The sequence below is a fragment of the Serratia sp. Je.1.23.a genome (assembly GCF_051129805.1).
Taxonomy (GTDB): Bacteria; Pseudomonadota; Gammaproteobacteria; order Enterobacterales; family Enterobacteriaceae; genus Serratia; species Serratia liquefaciens.
On record NZ_JBCPSR010000003.1, the window covers coordinates 331685 to 353971 of the forward strand.

A 22287-nucleotide genomic window follows, 5' to 3' on the forward strand; every position below is an offset into this window, starting at 1 on the left:
TGTCAATAAATGTAAACAGTTCTTCTATTCATTATCGTGCTATAAAACCAGCAGTTTTAATTATATAAATGATAAGTATTACTATTTAAATTCTAAGGAATGCTTTATGAAGAAGAACCTGTTCTTCGGCTTCGCACTGTTTGGCATGTTAGCCATGGGTGCAGCCCATGCCACAGAGGCCGGTTGGCCGCGTAAAATCGAAACCTCTCGCGGCGTAGTGACCCTGCAGCAGCCCCCTACCCGCATCGTTTCCACCAGCGTAACCGTCACCGGCACCCTGCTGGCGATTGATGCGCCAGTGATCGCCAGCGGCGCCACCACGCCCGGCAGCCGTCTGGCGGACTCACAAGGTTTTTTCCACCAATGGAGCGCTATCGCAACGCAGCGCGGCGTAAAGCGCCTGTACATTGGTGAACCCAACGCAGAAGCCATTGCCGGTGAAGCGCCTGACCTGATCATCATCTCCGCTACCGGCGCCGACTCCGCCGTACGCCTGTACGATCAGCTGTCCGCCATTGCCCCGGTGCTGGTGGTCAATTACGACGACAAAAGCTGGCAGGCGCTGGCGATAGAGCTGGGCCAGGCCACCGGGCACGAAGCCAAGGCGCAAAAAATCGTTGATGATTTCGATAGCCGCGAAAAGTCGCTCAAACAGCGTATGACGCTGCCGGAACAACCGACCTCCGCTCTGGTCTTCAGCGCCGACGGCAAGTCAGCCAACCTGTGGACCGCCGAATCTTCCCAGGGGCAAATGCTCAAGCAGCTGGGTTTCACCCTGGCGGTTCCGTCTGACAAGCTGAACAACAGCCGCAGCATGGGTATGCGTAAGGACATCATTCAGCTCGCCGGGGAAAACCTGGCGGAAGGACTGAACGGCCAGACGCTGATGCTGTTTGCCAACAACGAAAGCGATGCGCAGCGGCTGATGGCCAATCCTTTCCTCGCTCACCTGCCGGCGGTGCAGCATAAGCGGGTTTATGCGCTGGGCAATGACACCTTCCGACTGGACTACTACAGCGCCAGCAACCTGCTGACGCTGTTGGAAAAACAGTTTATTTCTCAGTAGATCCCGCGGCGGGCTGGAGATCGCTTTCCTGCCCGCCAAGGCTCACCTGACGCAGACCTTTCATCGCGAACGCCAGCACCACACCCAGTACCGCCACGCCAAAACCGAAGCTGGTTGAAGTCATGGCCGGCAACATAAACGCCCCCATCGCCCCCAGCAGCAGGGCACCCAACGCGTCCCCCACCACGTTTTGCGCCGTCCACAGGCCATTAATGCGCCCCAGGAAAGCATCCGGCGTCAGGTTCTGAATCAGCCCGTACTGCAGTAATGAGTTCAGTGCGCTCAGGTAGCCAAACACCACCAGGAAGAACAGTGCCAGACCGTACCAGGGCATCAGGCCGAACAGACCGATAGCGACAAACGCGCCAATCGCCGTCATCAGCATCATCCAGCCCGGCCGCGCCACGTGCGCCACCCGGCCACTGGTAAAGGCGCCAATTGCCGCGCCCAGCGGCACGGCGGAATACATAAAGCCCAGCTGCGCCGCACTGACCTGCCACATGCCGGACATCGCCGGGTACAGCACTCGCACCGCGCTGGCCATGGTCAGCAACGCGCCGATCAGCGCCACCATGCCAATCACCCGGTTACGAAACAGGAAGCCAAATCCCCCGGCCAGTGCGCGCAGCGGATGCTCACGCGGCTGAGGGGGTGGCAACAACTGTGGCAGCTGCAATAAAGGGATCAACGTCAGCAAGGTGCCGAAGGCCGCCAAAGCGTAGTTCCAGGTCACGCCGGCGTTGGCAATCACCAACCCGCCGATCGCCGGGGAAAGAATGGAACCAAAACGCACCGTCAGCATGCTGATGGCACCGGCCTGAACGATATTTTCACGCCCAACCAGCGCAGGCGTCGCCGCCAGCAACGCCGTCACGCCTACCGCCCCGAAGAACCCGTCCCAAACCGCCAGCAGATAAATCAGCGTTAATGACGGCGCAGGTAAAGCGGCATTTAAACAAAGACCGATAAACCCAATACCACAGGTGGAACGAGCAAAGAGGATCAGACGGCGGCGCTCGTAGCGGTCAGCCAGTACGCCCCCCATCAGCAAACCGGCAAACATGCCGCTGCCGGCCAGCGTCACGGACAACCCGACCAGCAGCGTCGACCCGGTCAGGGCCTGGATCTGCACCGGGATGGCAATGGCCATCAGCCCGAGCGCCAGAATGGAAATAAAACGCGCGCAGAACACAGCGCGAAAGGCGCTATTGGTCTTAAGCAGGCCAAAATCAAGCAAAATAGAGGGCTTACTCATTAGCTTTCTCACCACAACTAAAGAAAAGGGGCAGCGTCTGTGCTGCAATAGCGAAGGGACTCATGGTACCATAGATGAAAACAATCAATAATGATAATAAATATCATTCATATTCAATCAAATAATGGATTGTTATGTTACGGATTACACGCAATTGCACACCGTCCATTCCGCTGTCCAGGGACCGTCTTGCGGGTGGCTCTCCCCGCTCATTTCGTCGCAAGCTGCTTGGCTTGCTGATTGCCGTTTGCGCCCTGTTGGTCGTCATGCTGCTCAGCCTGTCGCTCGGTGCCAAATCTATCCCCTTCGACACGGTTATCCAGGCGCTCAACGGCCAATGTAGCGGCGCCGACTGCACCATCATTACCAACGCCAGGCTGCCGCGCACGCTGATCGGCGTGCTGGCGGGTATCGCCCTGGGCCTGTCCGGCGTGCTGATGCAAACCCTCACCCGCAATCCGCTGGCCGACCCTGGCATTCTCGGCGTTAACGCCGGCGCGGGGTTTGCCGTGGTATTGGGCATCACTTTCTTTGGTGCCGCCCACGTCGGCGAATATCTGTGGTTCGCCTTTGCCGGCGCGATGTTTGCCGCCCTGCTGGTGGCTCTGATCGGCGCATTGGGAGGCAGCAGCCTGAACCCGGTTCGCCTGACGCTGGCCGGCGTTGCGCTGGCGGCGGTGCTGGAAGGCATGACCTCCGGCATTTCCCTGTTGAACCCGCTGGTCTTCGATCAGCTGCGTTTTTGGCAGGCCGGTTCGCTGGATATTCAAAATATGCAGGTGGTGCGCACCGTTGCCCTGCCGATCCTGCTGGGCACAGCAATCACGCTGTGGATGAGCAAATCGCTGAACAGCCTGAGTATGGGCAATGAGTTAGCCACCGCGCTGGGCACCGGTATCGTCCGCACCCAGTTGCTGGGGTTGCTGGCGATCACATTGCTGTGCGGTGGCGCCACCGCCGCCGTTGGTCCGATAGCCTTTGTCGGGCTGATGATGCCGCACATTGCCCGGCGACTGGCCGGCTCCGAGTTGCACTGGATGCTGCCGTGGACCTTGGTATTGACCCCTATCCTGCTGCTGAGCGCCGATCTGATCGGCCGCTTCCTGGTCGCCGGTGAACTGCGCGTTTCCATCGTCACCGCGCTTATTGGCGCACCGCTGCTGATTATGCTGGTTCGTCAACGCCATATGTTCAGGAGGCAGCGCTAATGTCGATGTCCGCAGCCCGTCTGATGGCCAACCACAAAATGCGCGCCTTGTCGCGCCCGGCGCTAACCGCGCTGCTGCTGTTGCTTGCCGCCCTGGCACTGGCGATTTATGCCCTGGGTTCCGGCGCTTTGTCGCTCAGCGCTCTGCAGGTGATCGACGCCTTACGCGGTGAAGGCCCGGCCAACCTGGCGGTGATCGTTACCCAGTGGCGTTTGCCTCGCGTGATAATGGCGCTGTTGTTGGGTGCCGCGCTCGGTATCAGCGGCGCCATCTTCCAATCGCTGCTGCGTAACCCGCTCGGCAGCCCGGACGTCATCGGTTTTAATACCGGTGCTTACAGCGGCGTACTGGTGGCAATAGTGCTGTTTAACGGCGGCATTCTCGGCATCACCTCCGGGGCACTGGCCGGTGGCTTGCTGACTGCCGCGCTGATTTATCTGCTGGCATGGCGCAACGGCGTCGAGTCATTCCGTTTGATTATCGTCGGTATTGCCGTTCGCGCCCTGCTGGTGGCCGGCAATACCTGGCTGATCATCAGCGCTTCGCTGGAGTCTGCCATGACCGCCGGACTGTGGAGCGCCGGTTCGCTCAACGGCGTGACCTGGGCGAAAAGTTTGCCGGTGCTGGCGGTGATTGCGCTGTGCTGCCTGTTGCTGTTGATGCTGGCCCGCCGCATGCGGCTGCTGGAGATGGGCGATGACACCGCCTGCGCACTCGGTGTATCGGTGGAGCGCTCACGCGTGCTGCTGCTATTGGTCGGCGTTACCCTGACTGCCGCCGCCACCGCCGTCGCCGGGCCGATCTCCTTTATTGCGTTGGTGGCCCCACAGATTGCGCGACGCCTGTGCGCCAACCGCAGCGTCCTGTTGCTGACAGCCCTGACGGGTGCCCTGTTGCTGCTGCTCGCCGATGTCGCGGCGCAACGCCTGTTTATGCCTTATCAGTTGCCGGTCGGGGTGTTGACCGTCAGCCTGGGCGGCATTTATCTGATTTGGCTATTAATCCGTGAGTCACGAAAAAAATGAATGCTGAACTCTTACAGCCCGCGCCGTTACGCGCCGAAAACCTGACGCTCGGCTATGACAAAAAAATCGTCGCGCGCGACCTTTCCGTTTCTATTCCGCACGGTGAACTGACAGTCATTATCGGGCCGAATGCCTGCGGTAAATCGACCTTGCTGCGCACTCTTAGCCGCCTGATGCAGCCGCAGGCCGGTGCCATCTGGCTCAACGGCAAACACATTAGCGACTATGCCACCAAAGAGGTGGCTCGCCAGTTGGGGCTGTTGCCACAAAGCTCGACCGCGCCGGGTGACATTACCGTGTTTGATCTGGTGGCACGCGGTCGCTATCCGCATCAGCGCCTGTTCAGCCGCTGGCGTGAAGAAGACCAGCAGGCGGTCGAACAGGCCATGCGCTCCACCGGCGTGTTTGAACTGGCTGAACAGCCGGTTGATACGCTTTCCGGCGGACAACGTCAGCGGGTCTGGATTGCCATGGTATTGGCGCAGCAAACGCCGTTGCTGCTGTTGGATGAGCCAACCACCTGGCTGGATATCAGCCATCAGATCGACTTGCTGGAACTGATGCGCCAGTTAAACCGTGAAAATGGCCATACGCTGGTGGTGGTGCTTCACGATCTCAACCATGCCTGCCGTTACGCCACGCATCTGATTGCCATGCGCGACGGTAAAGTGGTCGCCGAGGGTGCACCGAAGGATATTGTGACGCCGGAATTGATCGAAAAGGTCTACGGTCTGCGCTGCATGATCATTGACGATCCCGTCTCGCACACGCCGTTGGTGGTACCGCTAGGTAAGTAATCGAGATTGTAGGGGCCCAGCATGCTGGGCCCGCGTTAATCGGGACGAATGTATTCGTCCCCTACCATCACTGGGTATTATAAAGCGCGAAGTATGCGGTTCAACAACGGTCCTAATACCTTGAACGACGTTGGTGAAACGATATCCACGTGCGCACAGTCCAGTTCATGAACCTGTAGCGCGTCCACATATTGCGACCAGGTCTGCTGAACATCCATCCCTTCCTGCAACGTCTGGCGCGCGACAAACAGCGTCGCCTGTCCTTTGAAGTTCGCCGTATGGGTGGCTGAAAGCAGACGAACCGAATCGGCATAGTTGGCTTCGATATTATCGAACATGGCTACGCGGGTTTCGCCCAATGCCGGCTCCAGCGCATCTTCAGACACCGCCAGGAACTGCTGACGTTCGCGCTGAACTTCTTTCAACACGTTGTCATCCAACATCACGTCCCAGTTTTGCGTTTCCGGCGGATAGGTATCCAGCAGCCCAAGGAAAGCCACTTCTTCGCCCCTTGCCTGTAAGCGCGCGGCAATGCCTTGTGCCAGAGTGCCGCCCAGCGAGTAACCGATAAAGTGATACGGGCCGTGCGGTTGCACTTGCAACACCGTCTCCAGATGCGCATCGCATACCTGGTCCATATTTTCGCTCAGTGCCAACGGGCCATCCGGCCGTGGTGACTGAATGCCCACCAGCGACCAGTGCTGATCGATATAGCGCGGCAACACGCTGAACTGCCATGAGAAGCCGGACGCCGGATGCAGGCAGAACAGCGTTGGTCCTTCGGTGGTGCGCAGCGGCAGAACGCGGTCAAAACCGGTTTTGTCAGCTTCTTCCTGGGTGCGTTCTTCGGCCAACAGCTGCGCCAGCTGTTCCACGCGGGAAGCCACCATCACCTGGCCTACCGACACCGCCTTGCCCAGCTCACGCCGCAGCTCCGCCGCCAAACGCATCGCCAACAGCGAGTGCCCGCCGAGGGCAAAGAAGTCATCGTCGGCAAACACGGTTTCGCGTTGCAGCAGGCGGGCGAACACCGCAGCGATCGCCGTCTCCAGCCCCGCTTGCGGCTCACGCCCTGCCGCGCGGGCTGCGCCCTGCGGTTGCGGCAACGCTTTACGATCCAGCTTGCCATTGGCGCTCAGCGGCAGAGTATCCATCTCGACCAGCGCCACCGGCACCATATGCGGCGGCAGGCGATCGGCCAACGCTGCGCGGAGCGCGTCCAGATCAAGGCGCACGCCGGGCTGCGCCACCAGATAGCCCACCAGCTGGCGGGCATCGCCACCGCCAGGATCGGTTGGCGTATTTTCCAGCACCAGCGCGTGAGTCACCGCCTGTTTAATCCCCGGCAGCGACAGCAAAGCATGATCGATTTCACTCAACTCAATACGTTGCCCACGTATTTTTAACTGATCGTCACTGCGGCCAAGGTATTCCACCTCGCCTCCCGGCAGCCAACGGGCGACGTCACCCGTGCGATACATCCGCCCGCCATCGCCGTCAGGATCGGCTACAAAGCGGCTGGCGGTCAGTTCCGGTCGTCCCAGATAGCCGTGCGCCAGTTGCACACCGGTAAGGTACAAATCACCGGCGACGCCCGGCGGCACTGGCCGCAGGCGCGTATCGAGGATGCGTAAACCGGTGTTCCAAACCGGTAAACCAATCGGCACATTGGCGCCAGTGACGGCAGCCAAGGCTTCGCCCCAGGCCGGATGCCAACTGACGTCCACCGCCGCTTCGGTCGGCCCGTACAGGTTATGCAACGGCACCGCAGTGCGGCTTTGCCACAGGCGGCACAGTTCCGCCGGCAAGGCTTCACCACTGCAAAATACCTGGCGTAACGGCGCACAACACGCCACCGCCTGCGGGCCATCCAACGCGCTGACGAAGGCCGCCAGCATCGAAGGGACAAAGTGCATGGTGGTGACACGATGTTGATCAATCAGCTGGAGCAGCTTTTCCGGATCGCGGTGCGCTTCAGGTGGGGCCATCACTAACTGGGCCCCCACTATCAGCGGCCAGAAGAATTCCCATACCGAAACGTCAAAACTGCAAGGCGTTTTCTGCAGCACCACATCGCCTGCCGCCATAGGATACTGATGTTGCATCCACAGCAACCGGTTGACGATCGCCTGATGCCCCACCAACACGCCTTTCGGTCGCCCGGTCGAGCCGGAGGTAAAGATAATGTAGGCCGGGTGATGCGGCGTCGGTCCATTGAGCGTGACGTTGGCTGCGCTGTCTATCGACAACGGCGCGTCATACAGCAAGATCTCACCCTTGCCGGCAAAACGTGCCTGCTGGGTCGGTTCGGTGATAATCAGGCGCGGCGCAGCGTCCTCCAGCATCATGCCAAGACGCTCGTCAGGATAACCGGTATCCAGCGGCAAATAGGCCGCCCCGGCTTCGACGATGGCCATTAACGCCAGAGACAAAAAGACCGAGCGCGGTAAGGCGACGGCGACGATATCACCCGGTTGTACGCCCTGCTCCGTCAACTGACGCGCCAGCGCGGCAACCTGTTCACGAGTTTCGCGATAGGTAAATTGGTACTGCGCATCGGCCAGCGCCGGGGCGTCAGGGGTTTTCTGCGCCTGCTCCGCCAGCAGCCCGCTAAGGGTTTGCGCCTTCACCGGATGTGCCGTGTCATTAACCCGGGCCAACAGTTGGCGGTCTTGCTCGGTGAGCAAATCGGCATCGCCAATCGGCATCTGAGGCTGTGCGGCAAACTGACGCAACAACAGAGGCAGGCGTTGCAGATGCGCCGCCAGCTCATCACGCTGATAACGTTCGGCATTAGCCAACAGATCGACCTTCAGCGTGCCGGCCTCGTCGAGGTACAACGCAATCTCCAGATCACGGACCGGCCCGGAGGCCAGCTCATGGGTGATGCCTTCGATACCGCCGAAGTCCAACTGGAAATCAAACATCTTAAAGTTGAATACCGTGCCGTACAGCGGTTGGGCATCGCCAATTCGCCCCAGATCGCGCTGCACCTGCTCCGCCTCGTAGCGCTGATGGCGGCGAACGGTTTTTAACTCACGACCAATATTACCGGCGACCTCGCTCAGCGTAGCCTGAGGGTCGAGGTGCATTTCGATCGGCAAGACGTTAATCACCGGTCCGTTGGCACAGAGCGCGGCCGAACCGGTACGGCGCATAAAGATAAAACCGGCGCTGAAGCTGGCATGTCCGCTCAGGCGTGAAACCCACAACGCAACCAGCGCCAGTGCCATATCTGCCACGCTGAACTGCTGCTGACCGGCGTTCACCAACTGCGTGAAATCTTGTCGGTCGCACAGCTGTGACAAGCGGTGAATACGGGTGGTTGGCGTCTGCCCGGCCAACGGTTGCGGGCAAAGGGTGGCAGGCGTCGGCAATTGCTGCGCCTTGTTCAACCAGAAGGCAGCGTCGCGCTGAGAGGTGGACGATTGCGCATAACGCTGATATTCCTCGACCACTTCGCTGAATGCGCTGAAGGGCGTCGGATCCGGCCGTTCATTGTGCAACGTCCGGGTGTAAATATGGGCGATTCTGCGGGCAATGGCGGTAAAACTGAAGCCATCTACCAGAATATGATGATAACGCTGATACCAAAACCAGCGCTGTTCCGACAGGCGGATCAGCATATGACGATATAACGCATTGCCGCTACCGATGCGCAAATCACCGGACATATCCAACTGCATGAGGGCACGCGCCGCTGCAGCGGCATCGGGGGATTCGCTGAGATCGATGTATTCTACCGGCAGGATCGCCAGCTCGGGGTCATGCCACTGCATCGGCACCCCGTCACGCTCTTCAAAGCGGAACTGCAGGGTATCTACTTCCGACAGCCCCTGCTCAATCGCACGCAACAGGCACGCCTGATCCAACGGGCCATTCAGCTCAATATAGTGGGAAACCGCATAGGCGTTGGCATGCGGTGAAATCTGATCGGCAACCCAGATCCCGGGTTGCGCGGCGACCAACGGCAGTTCAGTGGCGAACGGCCGTTCGGTCGGTAATAAATTCCGGTCTGACAAGGTACTGACTCCTGTTATCGGTATTGGCGCCATCACGCCTTACGCAGCGAGGCGGGCCGCATATCCTGCCAATGCTGTTCCAGCCAAATCACGCACAGCGGACGCACCGCCGGGCCAAACACCGGCGTCCACCCCGCCGGCACTGCGCTAAAGTCTGGCCACAGGCTGTATTGCAATTCATCATTCTGCACAATCAGGCAGCTTTGTTGCTCGTCATCGAACGGGTTCAGAGTTTCCATCGCGGACTCCTTGGACAGTGAAGGTTAGCTTGATCGAGGGGGCAGAGGATTGGTCCGCCCACAGTGCCTGCAGACCGTCTATCAGGCCGCCACGCCAGCACAAATGATCGTGTCCCCCGGCCACCACCCGGTATTGCACCCGGTGACCGGCATCACACAGCAAGTCCGCCATCCGATCGTTGACCCGGCGCGCCACTTTTTCATGCACGCCGGCTTCCATAAACACCTTCAGCTTGCCTTTGCCAACGCCCTGCTCAACCTGATGCAGTAACCAACCGGCGTCGGCCGGAATTTCCGCAAGCTGATACATGTCGCGACGTGGCCACCAGAAAGAGCTGGACTGGCAAATCACCCCGCCGAAGCTCTGCGGCCAGTGCAGCCCGGCATACAGCGATGACAAGCCGCCAAAACTTTGGCCGCACACCAGAGTACGGGCAGGATCGCGCTGGTACGGCGCCCATTCGGCGACCTGCGGCAGCAATTCTTCTTGTACCGCCAGCCAGAAATCTGCATTGCAGGCCAGCTCCTGGGAGCGGTGTTTGAGATCGATAATGTCAATCAGCAGATAAACCGCTTCCGGCAGCTTGCCCTCGCGGGTCAACTGCATCAGCGGATCCCAGACCGGCATGTTGCTCGCCCAGAATTGACCGTCCAGCAATATCGCCAGCGGACGTTGTGTTGGATCGCCTTCGCCGGTGGTATAAACCCAGACGTTACGGGTATTGCCCAGACGCTCGCTGTGCCAGCTGTGGCGCTGCAGTTTCGCCGGGGGAGCTGGAGTACAACGCCCGCTGGCGACCGCATAGCGATCGAAATCCAGCCAGGCCGGTTGCGGCAGCGCTTCCGGCATATGCAGACCTGACAATACATGGCCGCCGACACCAGCCCAGGAACGATGGGGATTCAGCAGGTCCTGGGTCGCACCGGCAAACACCTGATGCCACCAATGGCGGACCGAATGCATATTAACGTGCGCATCCTCATCACTGGGGGCCAGTGGCCGGTCGTCCATACAGGGGATAAAGCAGTAGCTGCCGCGCCAGTCGGCGCTGAGCTCGGTCTGCCAATACCAAACGTCGGTCCCTTCCAGCCGTTGCAGGCTCTGCGGCGGCGACGACTGATGATGGTCGGTCAGACAATTGATGTGGATCCAGACGCGTCGATAGGCTGAAGTGAGTTCACATCCCTGGGGGTCACGCCATAAAAAGGTGACCTTCCCGCGTCCATCCCCTTGCAGCTCCACCAGCGGCGTGCCGCGTTTGGCGATATTCAGCCACCATCCATGGCGCCCGGCGTGCTTGCTTGATAATAATCTGCTGCTTTCTGACTCGGATTTTGTTTTCAAACGCCTATTCACTATTTAGCTGGCAGCTTCAGGAAAGCCGGTAATTTCGCGGCGCGAGGCGCTGCCCAAGAAAACGGTAAGTCGAATACTATTGATAATTATTTGCGTTTGCAATAGTGTGTGTAGGCTCGTAAACAGGGCAGGTATTCTTCAACAGGGACGGATGCCGAATTTAAGCGCTGAATCCAATGTCGTGGCCGCTGCGTCTTGGCCGATTGGGTTTCTCTTTCCGAAAACAAAAAACTACAACCGCCCTTCTCATAGCCGGAGAGCTACTGCTTCGGTGCCCGGAGAAAGGCAGCAAGGTAGGAACTCTCAGATGAACAGCAAATTATCACGTTATTCCTTAGCCACACTCATCGGGTTAGGGTTAGGCGCGTCCGCTTTTGCACACGCCGCACAGCAAACTGACACCAGCCCAGAAACAGACAAGGTCGCCAAAAGTAAAAAAGAAGCCGCCGAAGACACTATTGTCGTCACTGCCGCCAAGCAAAACCTGCAGGCACCTGGGGTTTCTACCATTACCGCCGACGAAATCAAAAAGCGCCCACCAGCCCGTGATATCAGCGAGCTGATCCGCACCATGCCCGGCGTTAACCTGACCGGTAACTCCACCAGCGGCCAGCGCGGCAACAACCGCCAGATCGATATCCGCGGCATGGGCCCGGAAAATACCCTGATCCTGATTGACGGAAAACCGGCCAGCAGCCGCAACTCGGTGCGTCAGGGCTGGCGCGGTGAGCGTGATACCCGCGGCGATACCGCCTGGGTCCCGCCGGAAATGATTGAACGTATCGAAGTGCTGCGCGGCCCAGCGGCGGCCCGTTACGGCAACGGCGCCGCCGGCGGCGTGGTCAACATCATCACCAAGAAGAACACCAAAGAGCTGCACGGCTCGCTGAACACCTATTTCAACGTGCCGGAGCACAAGCAGGAAGGCTCCACCAAGCGTACCGACTTCAGCCTGTCCGGCCCGCTGACCGATCAGTTGAGCTTCCGCCTGTTCGGGGGTTACAGCAAAACTCAGGCCGATGCCTGGGACATTAACGAATCGCATAAATCCGAGCGGGTGGGTGCCTACGCCAGCAGCATTCCTTCCGGCCGTGAAGGGGTAGTAGATAAAAATATCGACGCCTTGCTGCACTGGGACTTCGCGCACCTGCAGTCGCTGGAGTTTGAGTATTCCTATGGCCGTCAGGGCAACCTGTACGCCGGTGACACTCAGAACACCAACACCAATGCGCTGGTACAGAGCAACTACGGCAAAGAAACCAACCGTATCTATCGCGAGACCTTCGGCCTTAACCACCGCGGTGCCTGGGACAATGGCGTCAGCACCAACAACTACGTTCAGTTCGAGCGCACTCGCAATACCCGCCTGAACGAAGGGTTGGCCGGCGGTACCGAAGGTATCTTCGACGCTAAAAACGAAGGCTTCGGCACCACCAAGCTGGACGATTTCCTGGCGCACAGCGAAGTCAGCGTGCCATTTGAACTGGGCGTGACGCAAACCGCCACCCTGGGTACCGAATGGAACCAGCAACGCATGAAGGACGGTTCATCCACCAGCCAAACGATGATGGGGGGCACCATTCCCGGTCAAGGTAGCGGTACTCGTAGCCCTTACGCATCCGCCCATATCTTCTCGCTGTTTGCCGAAGACAACATGGAGCTGACCGACAGCACCATGCTGACGCCGGGCCTGCGTTACGATCTGCACTCCGAAGCCGGTAACAACTGGAGCCCGTCGCTGAACCTGTCACAGGAACTGGGCGACAACTTCACCCTGAAAATGGGCATCGCCCGCGCCTACAAAGCGCCTAACCTGTACCAGACCAACCAGAACTATTTGCTGTACAGCAAAGGTCAGGGGTGTTCGTCCAGCGATGTCAAAAATGGCTGCTACCTGCTGGGTAACGACGACCTGAAGGCAGAAACCAGCGTCAATAAAGAAGTCGGGTTGGAATTCCACAATGAAGGCTGGCTGGCCGGCGTGACTTATTTCCGCAACGATTACCACAATAAAATCGAAGCGGGCAATAGCCGTATCGGCACCAGCAGCACCGGCACAGCCGTGTACCAATGGGAAAACGTGCCGAAAGCGGTAGTCCAGGGCCTGGAAGGCACGTTGAACGTGCCGGTCAGCGAGACCGTCTCCTGGAGCAACAACGCCACCTATATGATCGAGAACAAGAACAAGAGCACCGGCGACTACCTGTCGGTGATCCCCAAGTTCACCATCAACTCGACGCTGAGCTGGCAAGCAACCCAGGACCTGTCGATGCAATCGACCCTGACCTGGTACGGCCGTCAGAAACCGAAGAAGTACAACTACCAGGGTAAACCGGTCAGCGGTACCGAAACCAAGGAAGTCAGCCCTTACGCCGTGGTCGGTGCCAGCGCGACCTATGATGTGACCAAAAACATCAGCCTGACGGCGGGTATCGACAATCTGTTCGACAAACGTCAGTTCCGCGAAGGTAACTCGCAGAACGTGGGTGACCCAACCACCGGTGCCATTAACATTGCCGGTGCAGGTGCCGCCACCTACAACGAACCGGGCCGTACTTACTATATGAGCGTGAATACCCATTTCTAAACGGCCAACTTAATCAAGACTGCTAACCCCCACTAAGGGGCTAAACCGGTAGGGGTCGAACATGTTCGACCCGATTAAATCCAGTGTTTATGCAACTGGGCGCTGCATGCAGCGCCCCTACCATAAAAAAGCAGAGCCGATTGCCAACGACCTAAGGGGCTGCCATGCAGCCCCTTTTTTATTATTTCTCCAGCGAAACCTGTTTGAAGATGTGTTTGCCGAAGGGATCGATCTCGTAGCCTTTCACCTCTTTGCGCACCGGTTCAAAAATGGTCGAATGGGCAATCATCAACGCCGGCATCTGATCATGCATCATCACCTGTGCCTGTTCATACATTGCCACCCGCTTGGTGTGATCGTTTTCCTCACGCGCTTGCGAAATCAACTTGTCGAACGGCGGATAGCACCACTTGGCCGAGTTCGAACCGCCGTTGGCCGACACGCAGGTAAACAACGGGCCAAAGAAGTTATCCGGATCGCCATTGGCCGTAGTCCAGCCCATCAATGCCGTTTGATGCTCGCCATTTTTTATCCGCTGCAGATATTCGCCCCACTCGAAGGTGACAATTTTGGCCTTCACGCCAATCTTCGCCCAGTCGGACTGGATCATCTCCGCCATGCGCTTGGCATTCGGGTTGTAGGGCCGCTGTACCGGCATCGCCCACAGATCTATCGCAAAGCCCTGCCCCAGCCCTGCCTCTTGCAGTAACTTTTTGGCTTTCTCCGGGGAATACGGGTAATCCTCAATCTTGTCATTGCTGCCCCACTGGGTCGGCGGCAACAGGTTCTTCGCCGGCTGGCCCGCGCCGTGGAACACCGCTTCGAGGATCGCCGGTTTGTTCACCGCCAGCGCCAGCGCCTGCCGCACCTTGACGTTATCCAGCGGTTTTTTCTGGGTATTGAACGCCAGGAAACCGATATTCAGACCGGACTTCTCCATGACCTGGATATTGGGATCCTGACGCATGCGTGTCAGATCCGCCGGGTTAGGAAACGGCATGACCTGGCACTCATTTTTTTGCAGCTTGGCATAACGCACCGCCGCATCCGGGGTAATTGAGAACACCAGGCGGTCAACCTTGGGTTTGCCTTCCCAATAGTGGTCGAACGCCTTATAGAGGATCTTCGCATCCTTCTGGTACTGCACCAACTGGAAGGGACCGGTGCCGATCGGGTCGTTGTCCACCCGCTGCGGGGTACCGGCCTTTAGCATCGCATCGGCATATTCGGCGGAGAGAATGGTGGCGAAATACATGCCGAGATCGGCCACGAATGGGGCTTCAGCGCGCGAAAGTTCAAAGCGCACGGTGTTATCGTCCACTTTGACAATGTTGTTGATCAACGTGCCGAACTCCATCGACTCAAAGTTGGTGTAAGCGCCGTTGGAAACCTTGTGATAAGGGTTATTGGCGTCTTTTTGCCGCATGAAGGAGAAGATGACGTCGTCGGCGTTGAAATCGCGGGTGGGGGTAAAGTATTTATTGCTCTGGAATTTCACCCCCTTGCGCAGGTGAAAAGTGTAATTTTTGCCGTCTTCGCTCACCTGCCAGCTTTCGGCCAGGCTGGGCTGCAGCTCAACGGTGCCGGTTTTGAAGTCCACCAATCGGTTATAGATCGTCGCCGAACTGGCGTCCACCGTCGGGCCCGAGGTAAACAGCTGCGGGTTAAACCCTTCCGGTGAGCTTTCAGAACAATAAACCAGCGTACTGGCGCGCGCACCGCCCATCACTGCCAAAGCCAATAATCCCAGCGTCATTGTGAGTGTTTTTGTTTTCATCCTGCCATCCCCGGTATAGAAAATAGACTCGATGGATACCAATAAATCATGAAGTTAGGGATGTAAAGAACAAATTTTAGGCATAAAAAAAGGGGAGCGCCGCGTACGGCATTCCCCGTGGTTTTTACGCTTGATGAAATTAAATCATCTGGCTGAAGTTCATCTGCGCCATCAACTTGTAGTTGTCGGCGTAATCGACCGGAATGGCCACCACGACCGGCCCCTGGATTTCCATCGCCTTGCGTAACATGGGCCGCAGGTCATCCACCGACTGCACCGCAAACCCGACCGCCCCGCACGCCTCGGCATAGGCTTTAAAATCGATAGGGCCGAATTCCACCCCGGATTTGCGGCGGTATTTGTTCACCTCCTGCATTTCCACCATGTTGTAGGCGTTATCCACCCAAATTACGTGCACGATGTTATTTTTCAGCCGCACGGCGGTTTCCAGTTCCATGCTCGACTGCATAAAACCGCCGTCGCCGGAAATCGACACCACTTTGTCGCCCGGCCGCACCAGCGCCGCGCCGATGGCCCACGGCAGCGCCACCCCCATGGTCTGCTGGCCGTTGGAAATCAGCAGTTGGCGCGCACGGAAGCTGTAAAGGTAACGCGCAATCCAAATGTGGAAACTGCCCATGTCCACACACAACGTCACGTCGTCGCTGACAATATCCTGCAGCTCTTTGACGATGCGCAGCGGGTGGATTGGCATACCACCGCGCCGTGCGGCACGTTCCGCCAGTTCGGTACGCTGGCGACCAAGATCGCTGAGTATCGATTCCACTTCGGCCGGCACGCTCACCACGCTGTTAAAGGCTTCGGTCATCATGTCGAGCGTGGCGCTGATATTGCCCACCAGCTCGACGTCCGGACGATAGCAGGTATCGATGTCCGCCGGCAGCACGTCGATATGCACCAGTTTCAATCGCCCCTGGCTGTTCCACATGCAGGGATCGTATTCGATCGGGCCATAGCCGACGCTGACCACCAAATCGGCTTTCTGCAGCAGCTGGTCGGCCGGTTGGTTGTTGAACAAACCGACGCGGCCGGCAAAGCGTGCAAAGTGATTAACGTCGATCACCCCTGCCGCCTGGTAGGTCCCCACTACCGGCATATGGGTGCGATGCAGCAGTTGGCGCACCGCCTCGCTATTTTCCGGGCGGCTGGCCTGCAGCCCCAGCAACAACACCGGGCACTTCGCCTGTTGGATCAGCTTAACCGCGGCGCGAATATCCTCGGCAGCGGCGGCCCCCATTCGCGGCAACCGACATCCCGCCAGCACCGGGGCGCTGACCGGCTCATTGACGATGTCCATCGGCAGGCTGACAAAAGACGCCCCCGGACGGCCGAATTCGGCGTGGCGGAAAGCGTTGGCAATCACTTCAGAAATCGCCGAACCGGCATGCACTTCGGCACAATACTTGGTCACCGGCCGAAACATACTGACGGTATCCATGCTCTGGTGGGTCTGTTTGAGGTTGTCGGCACGCTTCACCGCCCCGCCGAACGCCACGACCGCATCCCCTTCCGAGGTGGCGGTCGCCAGCCCGGTGATCAAATTGGAACTGCCCGGCCCGGAGGTCACCAACGCCACCCCGGCCTTACCGGTCAAACGCCCCACCGCCGCCGCCATAAACGCCGCGTTGGCCTCATGGCGCACCACCACCGTTTCTATCGACGGCGCGTCTTCCAGCGAATCGAATACCCGGTCAATCTTGGCGCCCGGAATACCGAATACGTGTTTAACCCCCTGCGCCTCCAGATTTTTCACCACCAAATCTGCGCCACATGCCCAGTTATTGTCTGTTTTTGCCTTGTTCATGGAATACCTCCTGAAAATACACCCAGGACTGTCGCGGAATTAACCCTCGGCAGAACGAATTGCGCTATCCAAATCCTCGGGACAGAGGTCGGCGCGCAGAAAATCCGCATCATGCGGCAATTGAAGATTGAGACGGGTGATCACGCCAAATTGCAGGCGACCGTGGTCAAGTTGGTAATCCAGCACGTGACCGCCACCGTTGCGATCGTCGGTGACAAAGTGCTCGTGATAACCGGCCACGCCAACGCCCTGCATATAATCAGGCGAACGGAAGCCAACCAGGGTGCCCTGACGTCGATGGAAGGCAAAGGTCGGCTGCTCTTCTATCGCCTCCAGCATCGGACGATAAGGCCGCTCCTGACGCGGCACGGTGCGGGTTTCCACATGGCTGAATTCGCCGTCGACGCGCAGCGCGCAGAACAGGTTCGGCGAAGCCACCTGCTCATCGATGCACTGGTGCAACTGCGCCTTGGTGATCGGACTGTCGAAGTGTTGGGTGACGCTAGGTTGGAAAAAGGTGACAACGGCAAACGGGGTTTTCTGCTGCAAACTGGCCGGTCGTGCGCTGCCGTCGGCGCGCAACTGGTGAATTTCCTGGTCGAAGGCGATCAGTTCGCCGTCGAGGTGATTGAACGTTCCCAGGCCAAAGTTGCCGTGCTTGAGCAATTCGGCAATGGTGACCTCCCCTTCGTAAACGCCGCTGATCAGTGCGCTCATCAGCGAGATTTGATAGATCTCGCCCTCCCCAACGCTCAGCGACTGCCTGGCAAACCCTTGCGCCAAATGCTGCGCGCAGGAACACCCATGGTCTTCGTTCATAACTACTCCTCCACCAGCGCGGAGTGAAATGCTCCGCGCGTTCAAAAATGCCCACCCGTAGGTGAACAAAGATGTCGCCGGCAACGCGTTCAGTTGGAACGATTCAGCCAACGGCGACAAAAAAACCGGCACGGCAGGCCGGCGATGCCCAATGTCAACAACGGTTTAGATTCACTAATCATTGTTGGTAAACAGGGCATCAATTTGAACGGTTAATCTGGTGTTGAAGTCATCATCAATACCGCAGGCACACGGTGGAACCTGGGGGAAATTCTGTATTTAAAGTTCTAAAGACCGCGAGTTTTATGCATTTTCTCTCTGTGCGGCGGGGTTCACGGCATGCCATCGCTTTCCGTAAGCCCGAAAAAAGAGTAGCCGCATTGCGACGGACGGAGAACCTGGTATTCATAAGAAACGCTTTTGCATATAATGCAAAGATGAATGACGCCCGCTATGTTGAACATCTGCCGATATTTCTCGAGGTGGCCCTGTTGGGCAGCTTCTCCGCCGCCGCTCGCAAGCTGGGAATGGTGCCTTCTTCGCTGGTACGCCACATTGATGCGCTGGAAAACGCGCTGGACGCCACGCTGTTTATCCGCTCTACGCGGGGTTTGATGCTGACGGATGCGGGCGAAAGGCTGCAGGCGCGAGCAAGCACGCTGCTGACGGATATCACCGACATCCGTGCCGAACTGGCTTCGTGGAACGATATGCCGCAAGGCACGCTGCGTATCAGCTGTCTGCCCACCTTCGGCAAAACCTATATCCTGCCGCTGTTACCGACGCTGGCCGAACGCTATCCGCAACTGTTTGTCGACCTGGATTTGACCGAACGCCAAACCGATCCGACCCAGGAACTGTTGGATGCCGCCATTCGTATCGGCGAGCAAAAAGACAGCGGGCTGTACGCCAGCCGCATCGCGACCCAGCGCTGGGTGATGTGCGCCAGCCCTGATTATATCGCCCGTTACGGACAGCCGGCCGACCTCAATGCATTGCCGCAGCATCGATTGATTGCCCGCTACCATAAGCAACAACCGGCCTGTTGGGCGCAAATCCTCAGCGTTCCTCTGATGAGCCGCTGCAGCATGGTGCTGCGCTGTGACGACTTTACCGCTCAACGCCAGGCGGCGCTGCTGGGGTTGGGGCTCACCTTTTTGCCCAACTGGGTGGTCGGGCCGGATATTCAGGCCGGCCGCTTGCTGCAGGTGTTGGAAGACCCGCGCCAGGAGCAACAGGGCATTTACCTGTTACGGCCGGTGGCGAAGGTATCCGCGCGGCTGAACCTGTTTATTACCCTGCTAAAACAAAGCATCGGTCAGCCACCGAGCTGGGAGTAACGCGGGGAAACCTGTCCCTGCAGCGCCGGGCTGTCGCTTTCATCTTTCAGTTCCACCCCGGTCAGCCGACGCTGGAAAGCCTGCTCCAGCAGCCAGGCCAGTTTGAATGCCGCCTGCGGATAATCCAGCCCTTCCGGACGCACGTTGGAGATGCAGTTGCGCTCCGACTCGCGCCGCCGGGTGTTCGGCCCCCAGGTAAGGTAAATACCGAGGCTGTCCGGCGACGATAAGCCCGGCCGCTCGCCGATCAACATCGCCACCGCTCTGGCCTGCAAACACTCGCCGATATCATCCCCCAGCGCGACCCGCGATTGGTGTGCCAATACCACAGGGGCAACCGAAAGCCCCATCCCATCGAGATAGGGTCGCAGCGCCTGCAACAACGGTAGCGCCTGACGGTGCACCGCCTTGGAGGATAAACCGTCCGCCACAACCAGCAGCAGATCGGCCGGTTTTTCCGGCTGGCCCAGCAGCAGGCTGCGGCTGTCAGGAGCCAAACGCCGCCCGAGATCCGGCCGACGGAGATAGGCGGTGCGATCGGCGGCCTGACTGTGCACCGTCAGGGTTTGCCAACCTTGCTCCTGCAATGTCCCGGCCAGCGTATCGCTATCAAACGGCTGATGTACCGCATCACGCGCCTGCGCGTGCGCCAGACCGAATTTAAGCAACTCCTCCGTAGGCAGGCTGGAGCCGGTACGCCCCAATGCAATGCGCGCATCGGTAAAGGCGCGCAGCGCGTCCCAACGGTTAACGTGCACCGGTTTGCTCATCGTCTCTCTCCCTGCAGGGCCAGTAGCAAAGGGTGATTGGCGGCGGTATCGCGCAGTTGACCCCGTTCATCGGTAATCTGCATTTTAGTCAGCCAGTCGGCAAACTCCGGTGCGTGCTTCAACCCCAGCAGCTCGCGGATATAGAGCGCGTCGTGGAATGAGGTGCTTTGATAATTGAGCATGATGTCGTCAGCACCCGGCACGCCAATCAGGAAAGTCAGCCCGGCGGTGGCCAACAGCGTCAGCAGCGTGTCCATGTCGTCCTGATCCGCCTCCGCGTGATTGGTGTAGCACACGTCGCACCCTAGCGGCAGACCAAGTAGCTTGCCGCAAAAATGATCCTCCAAGCCGGCGCGGATAATTTGTTTACCATCGTACAGATATTCCGGGCCGATAAAGCCGACCACGGTGTTGATCAACAACGGGGAGAAATGACGCGCCACCGCATAGGCCCGCGCTTCGCAGGTTTGCTGATCGACGCCATGATGTGCGTTGGACGACAAACAGCTGCCCTGCCCGGTTTCGAAATACATCACGTTATTGCCCAAGGTGCCGCGGTTAAGGCTCAGTGCCGCCTGCTGCGCTTCCGCCAGCAGCGCCAGATTGATGCCGAACCCCTGATTGGCCGCTTCGGTACCCGCGATCGACTGGAACACCAAATCCACAGGGACGCCACGCTCCATCAACCGCAGCGTATTGGTCACATGGGTCAGCACGCAGGATTGCGTCGGAATGGCGAAGCGCTGGATCACGTCGTCCAGCATGTAGTTGAGCTTTTCCAGCAGCGGCAGGCTGTCGCTGGCCGGGTTGATGCCGACGACCGCATCCCCGCAACCATACAGCAGGCCGTCGAGCATGCTGGCGGCAATGCCCTGCAGACTGTCGGTAGGATGATTCGGTTGCAACCGCACGCTGAGCCGCCCCGGCAGGCCGAGGGTATTGCGAAAACGCGTGATGACCCGGCACTTCTTCGCCACCAGGATCAGATCCTGATTGCGCATCAATTTACTCACTGCAGCCGCCATTTCCGGCGTAATGCCTGCTGCTACCCGTGCCAACATCGCGCTGTCCGCCTGCTCGCTCAAGAGCCAATCGCGGAAATCCCCCACCGTCAGGTGCGATATCGGCGCAAAGGCCAACGCATCGTGGCTATCGACAATCAGCCGTGTGACCTCGTCATGTTCATAAGGCACCAGCAGTTGCTGAAGAAAGGTTTTCAGCGGCACATCCGCCAACGCGATGCGCGCCGCCATGCGTTCTTCTGCACTGTCCGCCGCCACCTCCGCCAGATAATCGCCGGAACGAGCCGGCGATGCCTTGGCCAACAACTGGCGTAAATCGTTGAAGCGGTAGCTGCGCCGGCTAAGCGTGGCCTGATACATAACGCCCCCTGTTCTGCCCTGAATGGTCGGTGGAAGTTGCAAACCCTGTACCAAGTGTAGTCAGTGGGCGTGTGAAATTATTTTTTGCCGGAAATCAGCCTATTGTCCCCATATCTCGGGCTATCCACGCTGCAGTGGCGTGCACTAAAATCATGCACGGCATTCCGCCTGCGGTCGCTTCGGGTTACAGTAGCCGCAACTAAGGAGCGGTAATGAGTCTGCAGCAGAAAATTATCCAATGGTTACAGCAAGATAACGAAAGAATGATGGCATTGCGCACCGCGCGACGACTCGGGCTGAATGACTGGTGCCTGGGGGCCGGTTTTGTGCGCAATCTGGTGTGGGATCAGCGCCACGGTTACGCTACGCCAACGCGGCTCAACGACATCGACGTGATCCATTTCGACCCACAGCGCCCGGAGGCGGAACGTGACCACATGCTGGAAACGCGGCTGCAAGAGTGGCTGCCACAGCCCTGGTCGGTGAAAAACCAGGCGCGTATGCATTTGCGTAGCGGTCGGGCTCCTTATCGCAATAGCGAAGACGCCATCAGCTTTTGGACCGAGGTGGAAACGGCCGTGGGTGCACGCCTGAATGCAGATGACAGCATTACGCTGGTCGCGCCGTTCGGTCTCGAGGGGCTGTTTGCCGACACTATTACCTTCAATGCCAAAAACGGCGACCTCGATGCCTATGAACAGCGGGTTGTCGGCAAGGGCTGGTTACAACGCTGGCCGCGCCTGCGGCAAATTCGCGGGTAAAGTTTTCCCCCAGGCCGCCGATACCCTGAGTAGCCATATCAAGACTCAGGGAGAGCA

Annotated in this window: 16 protein-coding genes; 7 read left to right on the forward strand and 9 right to left on the reverse strand. The window is 58.6% G+C overall.

What is annotated here, in order from left to right; genetic code table 11:
* The first annotated feature begins 106 nt into the window (after positions 1-106).
* Positions 107-1066: a Fe2+-enterobactin ABC transporter substrate-binding protein gene (fepB, locus tag AAZT04_RS13835; protein WP_434680527.1), complete on the forward strand. Its 960-nt coding sequence runs from the start codon at positions 107-109 to the stop codon at positions 1064-1066.
* Here the strand turns inward: fepB and entS are convergent.
* On the reverse strand, positions 1053-2321 hold the full coding sequence (gene entS / locus AAZT04_RS13840; RefSeq protein ID WP_020827967.1) for an enterobactin transporter EntS: 1269 nt from the start codon (positions 2319-2321) through the stop codon (positions 1053-1055). The genes fepB and entS overlap by 14 nt on opposite strands.
* A gap of 134 nt (positions 2322-2455) precedes the next feature.
* Between entS and fepD the strand changes: the two genes are divergently transcribed.
* The 3 genes from fepD to AAZT04_RS13855 are packed head-to-tail and all read left to right on the forward strand — an operon-like array spanning position 2456 to position 5351.
* Positions 2456-3529 carry a Fe(3+)-siderophore ABC transporter permease gene (gene fepD, locus AAZT04_RS13845; protein ID WP_129983444.1) on the forward strand — a complete coding sequence of 358 codons (1074 nt, stop codon included), beginning with the start codon at positions 2456-2458 and terminating at the stop codon, positions 3527-3529.
* Complete coding sequence (fepG, locus tag AAZT04_RS13850) at positions 3529-4554, forward strand: iron-enterobactin ABC transporter permease (RefSeq protein WP_129983445.1); 1026 nt, start codon at positions 3529-3531, stop codon at positions 4552-4554. Before fepD ends, fepG begins: the two co-directional genes overlap by 1 nt.
* A complete protein-coding gene (locus AAZT04_RS13855; protein ID WP_020827970.1) occupies positions 4551-5351 on the forward strand; it encodes an ATP-binding cassette domain-containing protein in 801 nt (266 codons plus the stop codon). The genes fepG and AAZT04_RS13855 overlap by 4 nt, the downstream gene beginning before the upstream one ends.
* A 77-nt stretch (positions 5352-5428) precedes the next feature.
* Here AAZT04_RS13855 and AAZT04_RS13860 read toward each other — a convergent pair whose 3' ends face one another.
* The 3 genes from AAZT04_RS13860 to fes are packed head-to-tail and all read right to left on the reverse strand — an operon-like array spanning position 5429 to position 10957.
* Positions 5429-9373, reverse strand: a complete 3945-nt coding sequence (locus AAZT04_RS13860) for an enterobactin synthase subunit F (protein ID WP_434680531.1) — start codon at positions 9371-9373, stop codon at positions 5429-5431.
* Between the two features lie 32 nt (positions 9374-9405).
* Positions 9406-9612 carry an MbtH family protein gene (locus AAZT04_RS13865; protein WP_434680533.1) on the reverse strand — a complete coding sequence of 69 codons (207 nt, stop codon included), beginning with the start codon at positions 9610-9612 and terminating at the stop codon, positions 9406-9408.
* A complete protein-coding gene (fes, locus tag AAZT04_RS13870) occupies positions 9587-10957 on the reverse strand; it encodes an enterochelin esterase (RefSeq protein ID WP_434680535.1) in 1371 nt (456 codons plus the stop codon). Before fes ends, AAZT04_RS13865 begins: the two co-directional genes overlap by 26 nt.
* 319 nt (positions 10958-11276) lie before the next feature.
* On the opposite strand from fes, the gene AAZT04_RS13875 reads away from it, so the two are divergent.
* Positions 11277-13556: a TonB-dependent siderophore receptor gene (locus AAZT04_RS13875; RefSeq protein ID WP_020827974.1), complete on the forward strand. Its 2280-nt coding sequence runs from the start codon at positions 11277-11279 to the stop codon at positions 13554-13556.
* Between the two features lie 181 nt (positions 13557-13737).
* Here the strand turns inward: AAZT04_RS13875 and AAZT04_RS13880 are convergent, their stop codons facing one another.
* The 3 genes from AAZT04_RS13880 to budA form a co-directional block, all read right to left on the reverse strand.
* Positions 13738-15333 (reverse strand): ABC transporter substrate-binding protein, encoded by a 1596-nt coding sequence (locus tag AAZT04_RS13880; protein ID WP_115058366.1) that lies wholly within the window; start codon positions 15331-15333, stop codon positions 13738-13740.
* A 139-nt stretch (positions 15334-15472) separates the two neighbouring features.
* The gene (gene alsS / locus AAZT04_RS13885) at positions 15473-17158 is read right to left on the reverse strand and encodes an acetolactate synthase AlsS (protein WP_020827976.1); all 1686 of its coding nucleotides are present in this window, start codon (positions 17156-17158) and stop codon (positions 15473-15475) included.
* A 39-nt stretch (positions 17159-17197) separates the two neighbouring features.
* A complete protein-coding gene (budA, locus tag AAZT04_RS13890) occupies positions 17198-17977 on the reverse strand; it encodes an acetolactate decarboxylase (protein WP_020827977.1) in 780 nt (259 codons plus the stop codon).
* Between the two features lie 437 nt (positions 17978-18414).
* On the opposite strand from budA, the gene AAZT04_RS13895 reads away from it, so the two are divergent.
* Positions 18415-19317, forward strand: a complete 903-nt coding sequence (locus tag AAZT04_RS13895) for a LysR family transcriptional regulator (protein ID WP_020827978.1) — start codon at positions 18415-18417, stop codon at positions 19315-19317.
* On the opposite strand, the gene eutC is transcribed toward AAZT04_RS13895, so the two are convergent.
* Positions 19296-20087 (reverse strand): ethanolamine ammonia-lyase subunit EutC, encoded by a 792-nt coding sequence (gene eutC, locus AAZT04_RS13900; protein WP_129983449.1) that lies wholly within the window; start codon positions 20085-20087, stop codon positions 19296-19298. The two genes, AAZT04_RS13895 and eutC, sit on opposite strands and share 22 nt — an antisense overlap.
* Positions 20084-21469: an ethanolamine ammonia-lyase subunit EutB gene (locus tag AAZT04_RS13905; RefSeq protein WP_046372991.1), complete on the reverse strand. Its 1386-nt coding sequence runs from the start codon at positions 21467-21469 to the stop codon at positions 20084-20086. The genes eutC and AAZT04_RS13905 overlap by 4 nt, the downstream gene beginning before the upstream one ends.
* A gap of 212 nt (positions 21470-21681) precedes the next feature.
* On the opposite strand from AAZT04_RS13905, the gene AAZT04_RS13910 reads away from it, so the two are divergent.
* Positions 21682-22230, forward strand: a complete 549-nt coding sequence (locus tag AAZT04_RS13910) for a nucleotidyltransferase family protein (RefSeq protein WP_129983450.1) — start codon at positions 21682-21684, stop codon at positions 22228-22230.
* Positions 22231-22287: the final 57 nt, after the last annotated feature.